The following is a 13,722-nucleotide window of genomic DNA, read 5'->3' on the forward strand; positions in this document are numbered from 1 at the left end:
TTCCTGCAGCGCCGCAACCAGGCGCTCAACGAGAAGATGGTGCAGCGGATGAAGGGGATCCTCGAGGAGATCCGCAAGCTGGTGGAGGAAGAGGCGAAAAAGGAGGACTACGACTACGTCTTCGACAAGTCGGGCATGAGCACCTCGCAGGTGCCCTTCCTGCTCTACACCAAGGACGCGACGGACATCACCGCCGTGTTGCTTGAAGACCTCAACAAGGACGCCCCGCCCGAGACCGAGGCACCCGCCGAGGAAGAAGCCCCCGCGGAAGAGGGTGGCGAGTAAGCCCCCCCGGCCGTGGCCCTGACTTTATCCGAGCTCGCCCGTCAGGTCGATGGAGACATCGTCCGGGGCGAGCCTTCTTTTTTGATCGAAGGCATCGCCGCGCTCGATGAGGCGGGGCCTTCCGAGTTGTCGTTCCTCGGCAACGAGCGCTACCGTCAGCAGTTTCTCGAAACCCGGGCCGGGGCGGTGTTCGTGCCGCCGGGGGTGACCGCCGGACCGGAGTCCGCGGCCTTGATTGCCGTCGAGAATCCCTCGCTCGCCTTCGGCGTGGCGGTGAAGCACTTCACGGCGGCGCATGCGCGAGTGTTCGAGCCCGGCATTGATCCGCGGGCGATCATCGACGAGAGCGTCGGGTTCGATCCGGCGAAGGTCCGCATCCACGCCGGCGCGGTCGTGATGGCCGGGGCGGTGATCGGCGACGGCACCGAGATCGGGCCGAACGTCGTGGTCGGCGAGAAGGTCGTCATCGGCAGCGACTGCCTGCTGCATGCGCTGGTTTCCATTCGTGAACGCTGCGTGCTCGGCGACCGCGTGATCGTGCAACCTGGCGCGGTGATCGGGTCGGACGGCTTCGGCTACGAGACCGTCGAGGGTCGTCATGTGAAGATGGACCAGATTGGCATCGTGGTGTTGGAGGACGACGTCGAGATCGGTGCCAACACCACCATCGACCGCGCGCGTTTCGGGCGGACGGTGATCGGGGCCGGCAGCAAGATCGACAACCTCGTGCAGATCGCCCACAACGTGCAGATTGGAGAACACAACCTGCTGGTTTCCCAGACCGGCGTGGCCGGCAGCTCGAAGACCGGGAAATACGTCGTCATGGCCGCCCAGGCGGGCGTGGCGGGTCACGTCAAGATCGGAGACCAGGCGGTGTTTGCCGCCCGTACCGGCGCGACCGCCGACCTCGAGGGCGGCAAGACCTACGGCGGCTACCCGGCCCAGCCCCACATGGACGATCAGCGCCAGAAGGCGGCGCTGAGGAAGCTTCCGGACCTCATCAAGCGGGTGAAGCGCCTGGAGGAGTAGCCCCGTCATCTCTCATGCTTGCGGACGGTTCGTCGCAAGCTGATGCTGAGCGCGTCGTGGTGGATTTGCATCAAGGGCTTCCTTGCCAAGGGTGGCAGGACTACACTGTTGGGTCGAAAAAACAGATTGCGGAACGCACGCCATCACGTACGCTTCACGGATGAAGACGATTTCCGCGACATCGGCGCGATCAGACCTTTACCGGGTGATCGATTCGGCCCTTGAAGATCACGAACCAGTGCAGATCACCGGGAAGCGGGGTAATGCCGTCTTGGTGTCCGAGGCCGACTGGCGGGCGATTCAGGAGACTCTGCATCTCGTGAGCATCCCTGGTATGCGGGAGTCGATTCGGGAGGGGATGGCTGAGCCGATTGACGCCTGCAGTAAGGAGATCGACCTGTGAGCTACGAGTTGGTCTATACCCGCCAGGCCAAGAAGGACGCCAAGAAGCTCAAGGGGACCCCCCTCGCCAAAAAGGCCAGAGAACTGCTTGAGATCGTGCGAAAGGATCCATTCGCGGATCCTCCACCCTTCGAGGCATTGGTGGGAGATCTGAAGGGAGCGTATTCGCGCCGAATCAATATCCAGCATCGGCTTGTATACGAGGTGTTCGAGGAGGAGCAGGTGGTCAAAGTCATCAGGCTCTGGACGCATTACGACTAGGACCCAACAAACCAGCAGTGATACCAATGAGCATAATCAACTGGTAGAATGGCCGGAGCAATTTCGCGCAAGGTCAAGGCGTGAGGAGGGCGCGGGGCGTGCCCCGCAACTGACGAACAACGAAGAGATTGCGCGAAAGGGCCCGGCTTTACGAAGTCATCGCGAAGCGCTGTTCAAAAAACAATAAACAAGCTCCATTCTACCAGTTAATTCTGTGAGTTGGTATGAACCCTCTCCCGGCGGAACAGTTCATGCTGCTCCGCTACGCCCCGCCTGCATGCCCGGTGCCTACCTGCTTGGACGTTCTTCCCCGAAAGAAAAAGCCGCCCGGCGGGTCGGGGGACGACCTGCCGGACGGCTTACACACACACGTTGGGGGAAAACGGTGTCCGGTTCCGGAATGTTTGCTCAGCTCAGATTGAGCGTCGCGGGCTCCGGGACTTTGCCCATATCGGGGGGACGGCAGGAGCCTACGTCCGTCGCCTGAGCGCTGCAAACGAATACGGGCCGTGAACGGCCACGCAATCGCGTAGGTCAGGAGTTTCCGGCCTTCTTCGCCGCCTTCTTGGCGGGGCGCGGCGGGAACTCGAAGCCGACTTTTCCGCTCTCCGGATCGAAGGTGAGAAAGGCGTCGAAGGGGCGCTTGGTGCGGTTCGAGATGAAGCCCTTGATGAGCCCCGTCTTGCCCTCGGTGAGCATCTTGAAGAGGTCTTCCTCGGGAATCTCGCGCTGCAGGATGGTCTTGCCGATGCGGATGCCGTCCTTGTCGCGGTCGCTCTTGATCGCCGGCAGGAACCAGGCCTTGTCGGTGCCGTAGACCTTCGCCTCCCGGCCGTCGGTGAGCGTGAGGGTGGCGACGACCTGGTCTTCGGTGAGGTCCGATGCCGATTCGTCGTCGTCCTTGTCGAAGACGAAGTTCACCTTGAACTTGTCGTCGAGTTCGAGGGCGGCTTCGAAGGGTTTGTTGAAGCGCGAGCGGAAGCCCTCGAGCGGTCCGACGAACTTGGTGGTGAAGAGCTGTTTGGCCTCCTCCATCGTCAGCTCGCGTCCGGCGATGTGCTTCTTGGCGCGGAACTTGCACTCGGGTTCGCGGCATTCGTAGGTCGCGTCGGTCTGCTTGAGGGAGGGGGCACCGCAGGCCGGGCAGGGACATTCGAGATCGGGAAAGCTGCGGTTCTTCAGTTCCGCCGCGAGATTCTTGGCCTTGCCGACGATCTCGTGGGTGTACTTCTTGATCTCGTCCATGAACTCGTCGCGGGCGAGTTGGCCGTGCTCCATCTGGCGCAGCTTGTATTCCCAGTCACCGGTCATCTGCGGCGAGGCCAGGCCGTCGATGTCCATCTCGTTGACCAGCCGGATCAGGCGCATGCCGTTGGGCGTGACGTGGAGCGGGGAGCGTCCGCCGTCGCCATCGCGGACGATGTATTTCTGGCGGATCAGGGTCTCGATGATCGCGGCGCGGGTGGCCGGCGTTCCGAGACCGCGCTCGGACATCGCTTCGGCGAGTTCCTCGTCGTCGACGAGCTTGCCGGCGCCCTCCATGGCGGAGAGGAGGGTCGATTCGTTGTAGCGGGCGGGCGGCTTGGTTTGCTCTTCGAGCACCTCGATGGCGCGGGTGTCCGCGGTCTCGCGCTCCTCGACGGCGGTCAGGTCGTCCTTGCCGGAGGCGACGCCGGCCTTCTGGCCGTAGACGGCCTTCCAGCCCGGGAAAACGAGCACGCGGCCTTCGGTCTTGAAGGTGTCGGTGGTGTCGGGGTGCGTGATCTTCGTCAGGCGGGTGGTCTGCTCGAAGCGGGCGTTGGGGAAGAACACGGCGATGAAGCGCTTCACGATCATGTCGTAGAGCTTGGCTTCGGTGTCGCTGAGCTTGACCACGCGGCCGGTGGGGATGATGGCGAAGTGGTCGGTGACCTTGGCGGTGTTGAAGATGCGCTTCGACTGGTGCAGCTTCGGTCCGTCGTCGGTCTTTCCGTCCAGCACCTGGCGGGCGTAGTCCGCGACGGGCAGGTCCGAGGAAGCGATGTCGGCGAGGGTCGAGCGGACGGTGCTCACGTAGTCCTCGGGCAGGTAGCGCGAGTCGGTCCGCGGGTAGGTGACCATCTTGTGTTTCTCGTAGAGCGCCTGGGCGATGGCCAGGGTGCCCTTGGCTGAGAAGGGGGCCTCGCGCTGGAGGGTGGTGAGGTCGTAAAGTTGCGGCGCGATCTGGGTCGAGGGCTTCCTGGTTTCCTCGATGGTGCCGGTCTTGCCCTCGCAGCGGCCCTTGATGGCATCGGCGAGGTCCTTTTCCCAGATCCGCTCGGGGCGGGCGTGGGGCTTGGCGGGGTCGCGCTTGAAATCGGGGTGGATCCACTTGCCGAGGTAGTCGCCGGCGCGGACGCCGAAGGTGCCGTGGACCTCGAAGTAGTCCTCGGGAACGAAGTCCTGGATCTCCTTCTCGCGCCTGGCGAGGATGGCAAGGGTGGGGGTCTGGACCCGGCCGGCCGAGGTGATGTTGAAGCCGCCGTGGCGCGAGCGGAAGCAGGTCAGGGCGCGGGTGGCGTTGAGGCCGACCAGCCAGTCCGACTCCGAGCGGCAGCGTGCGGCGTCGGCAAGCGACTGCATGTCCTCATCGGAGCGGAGCTGCTCCCAGGCCTCGAGGATGGCGCCCTTGGTCATCGACTGCATCCACAGGCGCTGGCTCGGCTTGTCGATGTTGCCGATGTCCATGATGTAGCGGAAAATCAGCTCGCCCTCGCGGCCGGCGTCGCAGGCGTTGACGATGGTGTCGACATCCTTGCGCTTGGCCAGCTTCACCACCTGGCGCAGTCGCGGTGCCGACTGCTCGATGGGATCGAGTTCGAAACGGTCCGGAATCGCGGGGAGAACGTCGAACTTCCACGGCAGCTTGTTGCCTTTCGGCCCGGTGGGCATGCGCAGTTCGACCAGGTGACCGACGGCGGAGGTGATGATCGCCTGATCACTTTCGAAGTAGGCATCCCGGGCCTTGCCCTTCTTGTCGAATCTCCCCAGCACGCCCGAAAGCGCCTTGCTGAGGTCGGTCATGACGGAAGGTTTCTCGGCGATGATCAGTGTCTTACCCATGGAAAGTCGTCCGTCGGTGTGACGGTGGCGACGGGACTAGACGCCACTGGGGAGGCTTGGCAAGGCGATTTCGGAGTGCTCGGGGGAATCCCCGTAGGGGATGAATTTTCGCCGGAACCATCCGTCGGGCCGTCGCCGGCCCCGGGGCGGCTTTGTGCGGATGGCCTCCGGGGTCCGGAGAATCCTGCATGGCGGGAAGTTTTGGGTTTTCACCGGGCTCCGGGTATGCGGGGATTTCGCCCGACCCATCCCCATGCCATGAGCCAATTCCCAGAGATCACCAAAGTTCAGTACGAGGGCCCCGACTCGAAGAACCCGTTTGCCTTCAAACACTACAACGCCGACGAGGTCGTCGAGGGCAAGACGATGAGCGAGCACCTTCGCTTCGGCGCCGCCTACTGGCACGTCATGCGCAACGGCCTCGCGGATCCCTTCGGCGGTCCGACCGCGCTGATGCCGTGGGATGACGGCTCGGACAGTGTCGACAACGCGCTCAAGCGTGCCGACGTGTTCTTCGAGTTCCTCGACAAGACCGGCATTGATTTCTGGTGCTTCCACGACCGCGATGTCGCGCCCGAGCTCGGGGACCTCGCAAAGTCGAACGCAGCCCTCGAGAAAGTGGCCGAGCACCTCGGCCAGCTCCAGCAGCAGCATGGCAAGAAGCTGCTGTGGGGCACCGCCTGCCTGTTCACCCACCCGCGCTACGCCCATGGGGCCGGCACCTCGCCGAATGCGGACGTGTTCGCCTACGCCGGTGCGCAGATCAAGGCGGCGATCGACGCCACCCACCAGCTCGGTGGCCTCGGCTACACCTTCTGGGGCGGCCGTGAGGGCTACGGCAGCCTGATCAACACCAACATGAAGCGCGAGCTCGACCACCTCGCCGCGCTGCTGCACATGGCCGTGGACTACAAGAAGAAGATCGGCTTCGAGGGGCAGTTCTACATCGAGCCCAAGCCGCAGGAGCCGACCACCCACCAGTATGACTCCGACGCCGCGGCCTGTCTGAATTTCCTCCAGGCCTACGACCTGATGGATCACTTCAAGCTGAACATCGAAACCAACCACGCGACGCTGGCCGGCCACACGATGCAGCACGAGCTGACCGTGGCGATCGACGCCGGCGCGCTCGGATCGATCGACGCCAACCAAGGCGACACGCTGATCGGCTGGGACACCGACCAGTTTCCGACGGACATCTACGGCACCACCCAGGTGATGCTGAAGGTGCTGGAAATGGGTGGCTTCACCACCGGCGGACTCAATTTCGACGCCAAGCGCCGCCGCGAGTCGCACGAGCCGATTGACCTGATCCACGCGCATGTCGGTGGCATGGACGCCTTCGCCCGCGGCCTGAAGATCGCCGCGGCGATCCGGGCCGACGGCCGCCTGGCCGACTTCGTCAAGACCCGCTACGCGAGCTGGGACAGCGGCATCGGGGCCAAGGTTGAATCCGGTGGGGTCACACTTGAGGACCTCACCGCCCACGCGCTTTCGGCCGGCGAGCCGACGCTCGACTCGGGCCGCCAGGAGATGCTGGAGAACATCATCAACGAGTTCATCTGATGGACTCCGTTCGATCGCCGGGCGCTCGACATGAGTGACCCGGCGTTCGGGCAGCCTGCTTTTCCGCCATGGAGTCCCTCGATTGGATCGTCATCGGGGTCTATTTCGCGCTGATCGCCGGGATCGTCTGGCGGTCCTCGAGGCGGGTTCGCAACACCACCGACTACTTCCTCGCCGGTCGCCACATCGGTTGGTTCGTGGTGGGGGCCTCGCTGTTTGCCTCGAACATCGGCTCCGAGCACATTGTCGGCCTTGCTGGAAACGGGGCGGCGTCGGGCATGGCGATGGCCCACTGGGAACTCCACGCCTGGATCATGATCCTCCTCGCGTGGGTTTTCGTGCCTTTCTACTACAAGGCCGGGGTCTACACGATGCCGGAGTTCCTCGAGCGGCGCTTCAATTCGAGGGTGCGCTGGGTGCTGTCGATCGTGTCACTCATCGCCTACGTCTTCACCAAGGTGTCGGTGACGGTCTACGCCGGGGCCCTCGTTTTCAAGACCCTGCTGCCCGACACCTTCGGCTCGCCGGAGAACGCCTTCTGGGTGGGGGCGTTCACGACCGTCATCCTGACCGGGATCTACACGGTTTTCGGCGGGCTTCGCGCGGTCGTTTACACCGAGGTGGCGCAGACCTTTCTTTTGCTGCTTGGCTCGTGCTTCATCACCTGGTTCGGACTCCGCGAACTCGGGGGCTGGGGTGAACTCAAGGCGATGGCGGCCGACAATAAGGAGAACTTCGCCTTGTGGCGTCCGCTCACTCAGGAAGGCGTTCCGTGGTGGAAGAACGGTGACTTCCCCTGGCTGGGCATTCTCATCGCCTCGCCGGTGATCGGCATCTGGTACTGGTGCACCGACCAGTACATCGTCCAGCGCACGCTGGCGGCCAAGGACATGACGAATGCCCGGCGCGGTGCCATCTGGGGTGGCTTTCTTAAAGTGTGGCCGGTGCTGATCTTTCTCGTGCCCGGAATCATCGGCTGGGCGCTTCACCAGAAGGGGATCATCGCCATCGCGGAGGACGAGGGCGGAAAGATGGAGGGCGACATGGTATTTCCCACGCTGGTGGCCAACCTGCTGCCGGTCGGGCTCCGCGGTTTGGTCGTCGGAGGGCTGCTTTCGGCGCTGATGTCCTCGCTGGCCTCGCTGTTCAACTCCTGCGCGACGCTCTTCACGGTCGACATCTACGAAAAGCTCCGTCCGAACCGCCCGGAGAAGGAACTGCTCAAGGTCGGCCGCATGGCGACGGCGGCGGTGGTGCTGTGCGGGATCGTTTGGATCCCGATCATGAACAAGATGGCCGGCGGCGGCATCTACAAGTACCTCCAGACGGTTCAGGGCTACCTGGCACCGCCGATCACGGCCGTGTTCCTGCTCGGGCTCTTCTGGAAGCGGACCAACCATCGCGGGGCGTTTGCCGGCCTGGTCGGGGGCTTTGTGCTCGGCATGGCCAAGCTCACCATCGAGGCCATCCACGGATCGAGTCCCTTTGCGGAGGGTTCGTTGTTCGCCAACATCGCCGATTTCAATTTCCTCTACTACTCCGGCGTGCTGCTGCTGCTGAGCGCGCTGATCATCGTCGGCACCTCGCTGGCAACGGCGCCGCCGGATGAGGCCCGCTTGAGGGGCCTGACCTACTCATCGCTGACCCCCGAAGACCGCCGGGAAATCCGGGCCTCGTGGGGTGCCGTGGACGTGGTGGGCACCGTGATCGTGCTGGGTCTCGTCGCCGGGATGTACCTCTACTTCAGCTTCTGGCTGGGGTGACGCTCAGTGGCAGCAGCTCGGGAGCTCCTTTTCCTCGTTGGCGGCGGGGGTCGGCTCGCGGCTCCAGTCGGGCAGGGTGTCATGCAGGCGCCAGGCGAGAAGCAGGGCGGTGACGAGGGCCAGGCCGCGCTGGAGGCGGGCGAGGCGGATCGGCGTGAGCTTGAGGCGCAGCCGGTGGAACTGGTGCTGGGCGAGCCACAGCAGGGGCACGGTGCCGAGCCCGAAGGCCAGCGCCGCTTCGGCACCGCGGGCGGCGGAGCCGGAGGCCATCAGCGCGATGAAGACGGCGTAGAGCGGCCCACAGGGCAGGAAAGGGGTGAGCAGGCCCATCGCCGAGGCACCGCCGGCGGCGGAGAACTTCGTGGCCTTGAGCCGGGCGCGGGCGGTCAGGCGGTTGAGGATCTTCGGCCGCGGGATTTTCTTGTCGATGCCGGTGGCCAGCAGCAGCAGGGCGACGACCAGGGCCCAGGGCAGGAGCACGGCCGGTGAATCGAAGAAAAAGTGCAGCGGTTCCTTGCCGACCGCTCCGCAGATCGCGCCGATCACGGCGTAGGAAGCGAGGCGCGAGGCGTGGTAGAGACTGGCGGCGGTCAGGCGCTCCGACTCCGACTTGGCCAGCGTGCCGACCCCACAGGCGATGGGGCCACACATCCCGGCACAGTGCAGGCTGGTCGCGAGACCGACGGCAAGGGCCCCGAAGATGGTGGTGGTGTCCATCGAGTGAATGTCGAATGTGGAATTTTCGAATGACGAAATCCTGGAGATCTATTTATCGGCGTGGACCTCGATTTTTTCGGGGGCGTGTTTCACGGCGATGGTGATGAGCGCCGACCACGCACCGATCAGGAGCAGGAAGGCGAGCACGACGAAGATCCAGGGATGCAATTTCATGGAGGTGGGGATTCTGGATGAAATCGGAGGGGATCACGAGTCCGGAGTGCCGAGCAGTTCCGGATTGGGTCCGAGGAAGGTGACGGTTTGGTCGATCTCGACATCGCCGGGATTGGCCGAAACCCGGAGGGTGACGGTGGTCTTCCCGTCGTAGTTCGCGGTCGGCGCGATCACCACGAACTGGCGGGTCACTTCGCCCTGGGCTTTGACGTCGACGGTCTGGCCACCGCCGCCGAGGACGAAGCCCTCCGGCGCGTCGACGAGCGTGGCGGTGAAGGTCGCGGGCTGGTTCCGCTTGTTGAGGAAGCGCAGCTGATAGAAGTTCCGCACGCTGGAGGCATCGGCCTGGAACGGCAGTCCGCCCATCGCCATTTTCTTGAAGGTGGCGGTGTAGGGGCGGGCCTTCTTCGATGCGGTGAAGCCGAAGGCGGTGAGGCCGAGGAGGGAAAGGGCGGTGTAGGCGAAGATGCGGGGCCGCAGGAAACGACGCTTCTTCCCGGAAAGGCCGTTCATCGAGTCGTAGCGGACCAGGCCGGTCGGGCGGCCGACCTTGATCATGATCTCGTCGCAGGCGTCGATGCAGGCGGTGCAGCCGATGCATTCAAGCTGGAGTCCGTCACGGATGTCGATGCCGGTGGGGCAGACGTTGACGCAGCGTTTGCAGTCGATGCAGTCGCCCTCGACCTTGTCCTTCGGTCCGCGCGGTTCGCCGCGGACCTCGTCGTAGCCGATGACCACGGTGTCGTCGTCGGTGAGCGCGCTCTGGATCCGCCCGTAGGGGCACATGATGATGCAGAACTGTTCGCGGAAGTAGCCGAAGCAGAACCACAGGACGAGCGTGAGGAAGGTGACGATGCCGAAGGCGGTGGCGTGGGCCATCGGACCCTCGCCCATGAAGGAGTAGAGCCTTTCGATGGAAACGAAATAGGACAGGAAGATGTGTGCGATGAGCGCCGAGCAGAGTGCGTAGAGCGCATGCTTGAGGATGCGCTTGGCGATCTTTGAAGCGGTCCACGGCGCAGCGGCGAGAAGCTTCCGGGCGGGGGCGTCGCCCTCGATCCAGCGCTCGATGCGGCGGTAGATGTGATCGAGGAAGACCGTGTAGGGGCAGGTCCAGCCGCACCACAGTCGACCGAGCAGGGAGGTTACGAAGAACAGTCCGAAACCGAGGCCGGTGATGCAGAAGAACATCACCCACAGGTCCTGGGGCACGAGCGTAAGCCCGAAGAAGTGGAAGCGCCGGAACTCGATGTCGAAGAAGACCGCGGGGGCGCCGTTGACCGGGATCCACGGCAGGGCGGCGTAGATGGCGATCAGCACGATGCCGAAGATCCGCCGCCACGCCGTCCACTTGCCCCGGACGTCGGAGGGGTGGAGGAAATAACGCGAGCCGTCCTCGTTGATCGTCGTGACCGAATCGAGGTTGGGCTTCCGGGGTGTGGGCTGTGCCATGGGAACTCGGTGAATGTGGGCGTGGTCGGTGGTGGTCGCTCCGCATGGGCTGTGGAGGACGGTGCGTTTATTAGCGGAGGATTTGCGTAGCCTCCCAGGCGTCGGCAAGACATGCCGGAAACTACGCAGATTTGGGATTCCTTTGGCGGCGCGGCGTCACTTTCCGTGTGGACCAACCCGGAGGAGGTGCACGGCGGTCGGTCCGAAGGGACCGACGGTGACTTCATTGCTTCCCGCCTTGAGATGGCGGGTGATGTCGAGGCGGTAGGGCGCGCCGATGAAACCGCCCGCTTCCACGCCGTTGACCGCCACCCGGCAGGCGTCTTCGGAGGTCGGTCGGGTGATCTCGATGAAGATCCGCTCGCCGGGGGGCATCGCGGTGTCCGGGAGTTCGAAACGTCCCTTGAAGGGGGCGCCCCGCCAGGCGGTGTTGGGAACCGGGGTGATCTCGGCGGCATCCATCATGGCCTGCGTCAGCCGGAGCGGCAGGACGCGTTTCTCCGGCTGGAATACGACCAGCACGCTTTCCATCGGCTCGAGGGAAAGCGGCAGGATCGAGCCCGCATCGTCGCTCGTTACGGGAACCGAGGTGATTTCCCCGCGCATGGCATCCCATATCTCGGCATTTCCCTTGCTCGGGATGCGCAGCCGGAAGTCACGCCGACTTCCTTCATGATCCTGGTTGCAGATGAGGAAGACATCGCGGCCTTCCTTGACGCGGTGAAGCACGTGCAGTTGTCCGCCGGTGTCGCCCTCCACGACCTCGATCACGGGTGCCACACCGGCATCGCCGTGGAGGGCGGCGGTCAGGGTGGCGACATCCGGCTTTTCGGGCAGGATGTAGGCGCGGCCTCCCCGGGCGTTTCGATTGCTGGCGGTGGTCGACGGCTTCAGGTCCCCGCCCCAGATCGCGTCGCGGAGGGCGGTGATTTCCGACGAGGCGATGCCAGGCGTGCCGGACCTGTCCGGCAGCCGGCCATAGCCGACCACCACGCCGCCCTGGTCGAAGAACGCCTTCGCCTTGGCGAGGGTCGCGTGCGGGATGACCTCGGTCGGTGGCACCACCAGCACGCGGTAGCGCTCGCCGTGAAGGGCGACGCGGTCCCGGTCGAGGGTGGCGAGGTTCTCGAAGGCCTCGAAGGGCAGCCAGTCGGCATCGTAAAGCGCGTCCTGCAGGACGGTGGTGAGGTCCTCGGGGGTGACGTATTCGCCGACGCGCGCGACATTTCCGCTGAAGAGGATGGCCACCGGGCAGACGTGGTGGCCGCCGGTGAGCATGAGGCTCAGTCGGCTCGTGTAGTCGGCCCAGATGCGGTAGAGCGGCCAACGGGTCTCGTGGCCGTCGTTGTAGAAATACGGCGGGTAGTCCTTGTCGTTGGGGGCCTTGGGGTTGAAGGCGTGGGGAATCATGAAGTTGATGCCGCGGACCTGGTGCTGGTCGGTCAGCCACTTCATTTCCGAGTAGGTCAGGACCTGTCCGTAGCCGCCGAAGATCTCGCACATCGCGAGGTCGTCCTGCTTGCCGTAGACGTGGGAGATCGAGCTGCCGAGCTTGGGAGTCTGGTAGATGTCGTGGGGCCGCTGGCCGGGATACATCTGGCGCACGACCAGGTCGATGCCGCCCATCGAGCTGTACTTCTGCAGGCGCATCATGTCGCCGGCGCAGTAGTCCGGCTTCAGGTAGAGCATGTTGTGCTCCATGAAGTGGCCGATCGACTTGACTCCGCGTTCCTCGCACCAGCGGGTCATGCCGCCATACATTACCCGGCCCCAGGCCTCGGCAAGGGCCTCCATGTACTGATAGCGGGCGGCGTCGTGGTCGTCGCCGGCCAGCTTGAGCTTGTAGGCGACGTAGGCCTTCTTCCAGTCGACGCCCCATTCCTCGAGGATGACCGGGACTTCGGTCCCCCAGTCGCCGCGGGTCTCCGGTTCGTCGTAGAAGAATCCGGGAATCCTTTCGCCGAAGTCGTCACCGAAGCGGTCGAAGTGAGGCTGATAGACGGTTTTCAGGAACCACTCGACGCAGTCGCGGCTGGCGCCGTCGACGCTTAGCTCCCTGCCGCCTCCCTGTCCGAGACCCGGTGCCTGCTCGTGGCGGAAACGAATGACCTGCCACTGCCCGGGCGGGACCTTCCAGATGAGATTGCCGTCGCTGATGAAGGGTGCCAGGTCGAGGAGGGTGCCGCCCTCGATCTCTCCCGCCTCGTTGAGGCGTCCGGCGACCGTGGCGATGTAGCGGTCACCGTGGTGGCCATCGGCCTTGAAGTTCTCCGGGCCTGTCAGGTCGGTGGTTTCCGCCACCAGTGACTTGGCGGCGTATGCCGGCGGCACCGTTCCGCCGATCGACTGGCTGGGCCACCATTTCTCGTCGAAGATCCACATCTGCAGATCGTGCTTCCTGGCCGCTTCGAGGCAGATGCCGAGGTCGCGATACCAGCCCGGTCCGAGCCAGTCGGCGTGGGGCCGCGACTCGGCGGTGAAGCAGCCGTTTCCTCCTTCGGCGATCTTTTCGATGTAGTGGGCGAGGCGCTCGGGCGTTTCGTTCTCGTCGCCGTGGAGCCAGAACAAGGGGCCGGTCAACCGGCGGGCGTCATTCGGCAGCTCGCGGAAGCGGGTTTCGAGCTCGTCGGAGCGGGCCGGAAGCAGGGAGAGGGCGGCAAGTCCGAGGATCCAGACGCATTTCATGGCAGGAACGATACGTCCCCGCCGCGCGGATCCCTTGGCGGATCCTGCCAATTGCTGTGCATCCTGCGAACGCCCCCCAGGACCGCGCGACGCTGTCGCGCCTCGTCCTTGCCGGGAGAAGAAGGAGTCGCCTCAGGAGAGTCGTCACCTGAGGCGGACCCGGACTGGGGGATCCGAGCCGCGAAGGACTCGGCGATGCGCGACAGCGTCGCGCGCTCGTGCGCGTGCACATACATGAAACCAACCAGTGAGAGTCTGAGTCCTCCCGAGACGAGCAACGGGAGAGCAGCCGAAGGCAACTGCGTCG

11 protein-coding genes are annotated in these 13,722 nt (G+C 64.5%); 6 read left to right on the forward strand and 5 right to left on the reverse strand.

All coding sequences use genetic code 11. The features are described from left to right. The 4 genes from ACG2LG_RS22610 to ACG2LG_RS22625 form a co-directional block, all read left to right on the forward strand. Positions 1 to 285: OmpH family outer membrane protein (locus ACG2LG_RS22610; RefSeq protein ID WP_396262947.1), on the forward strand; the 285-nt coding region annotated here is incomplete at its 5' end. Between the two features lie 12 nt (positions 286 to 297). Beyond that, positions 298 to 1,314 carry a UDP-3-O-(3-hydroxymyristoyl)glucosamine N-acyltransferase gene (lpxD, locus tag ACG2LG_RS22615; protein ID WP_396262948.1) on the forward strand — a complete coding sequence of 339 codons (1,017 nt, stop codon included), beginning with the start codon at positions 298 to 300 and terminating at the stop codon, positions 1,312 to 1,314. Between the two features lie 160 nt (positions 1,315 to 1,474). After that, entirely contained in the window at positions 1,475 to 1,717 is a 243-nt protein-coding gene (locus tag ACG2LG_RS22620) for a type II toxin-antitoxin system Phd/YefM family antitoxin (RefSeq protein WP_396262950.1), read from the forward strand. Next, positions 1,714 to 1,977 carry a Txe/YoeB family addiction module toxin gene (locus tag ACG2LG_RS22625; protein WP_396262952.1) on the forward strand — a complete coding sequence of 88 codons (264 nt, stop codon included), beginning with the start codon at positions 1,714 to 1,716 and terminating at the stop codon, positions 1,975 to 1,977. Before ACG2LG_RS22620 ends, ACG2LG_RS22625 begins: the two co-directional genes overlap by 4 nt. 534 nt (positions 1,978 to 2,511) lie before the next feature. On the opposite strand, the gene topB is transcribed toward ACG2LG_RS22625, so the two are convergent. Next, entirely contained in the window at positions 2,512 to 5,058 is a 2,547-nt protein-coding gene (topB, locus tag ACG2LG_RS22630; protein WP_396262954.1) for a DNA topoisomerase III, read from the reverse strand. A gap of 258 nt (positions 5,059 to 5,316) precedes the next feature. Between topB and xylA the strand changes: the two genes are divergently transcribed. Then, the gene (gene xylA / locus ACG2LG_RS22635; protein WP_396262956.1) at positions 5,317 to 6,624 is read left to right on the forward strand and encodes a xylose isomerase; all 1,308 of its coding nucleotides are present in this window, start codon (positions 5,317 to 5,319) and stop codon (positions 6,622 to 6,624) included. A 68-nt stretch (positions 6,625 to 6,692) separates the two neighbouring features. Continuing rightward, on the forward strand, positions 6,693 to 8,387 hold the full coding sequence (locus ACG2LG_RS22640; protein WP_396262958.1) for a sodium:solute symporter: 1,695 nt from the start codon (positions 6,693 to 6,695) through the stop codon (positions 8,385 to 8,387). 3 nt (positions 8,388 to 8,390) lie between these two features. Here the strand turns inward: ACG2LG_RS22640 and ACG2LG_RS22645 are convergent, their stop codons facing one another. The 4 genes from ACG2LG_RS22645 to ACG2LG_RS22660 form a co-directional block, all read right to left on the reverse strand. Beyond that, entirely contained in the window at positions 8,391 to 9,104 is a 714-nt protein-coding gene (locus ACG2LG_RS22645) for a sulfite exporter TauE/SafE family protein (RefSeq protein ID WP_396262960.1), read from the reverse strand. 48 nt (positions 9,105 to 9,152) lie between these two features. Further along, positions 9,153 to 9,278 carry a hypothetical protein gene (locus tag ACG2LG_RS22650; RefSeq protein WP_396262962.1) on the reverse strand — a complete coding sequence of 42 codons (126 nt, stop codon included), beginning with the start codon at positions 9,276 to 9,278 and terminating at the stop codon, positions 9,153 to 9,155. A 33-nt stretch (positions 9,279 to 9,311) separates the two neighbouring features. After that, positions 9,312 to 10,730: a cytochrome c oxidase accessory protein CcoG gene (ccoG, locus tag ACG2LG_RS22655; RefSeq protein ID WP_396262963.1), complete on the reverse strand. Its 1,419-nt coding sequence runs from the start codon at positions 10,728 to 10,730 to the stop codon at positions 9,312 to 9,314. 156 nt (positions 10,731 to 10,886) lie between these two features. After that, the gene (locus ACG2LG_RS22660) at positions 10,887 to 13,415 is read right to left on the reverse strand and encodes a glycosyl hydrolase (RefSeq protein ID WP_396262965.1); all 2,529 of its coding nucleotides are present in this window, start codon (positions 13,413 to 13,415) and stop codon (positions 10,887 to 10,889) included. Positions 13,416 to 13,722 lie beyond the last annotated feature (307 nt).

The organism is Haloferula sp. A504 (assembly GCF_044385805.1).
In the GTDB taxonomy this organism is placed as follows: Bacteria; Verrucomicrobiota; Verrucomicrobiia; order Verrucomicrobiales; family Akkermansiaceae; genus Haloferula.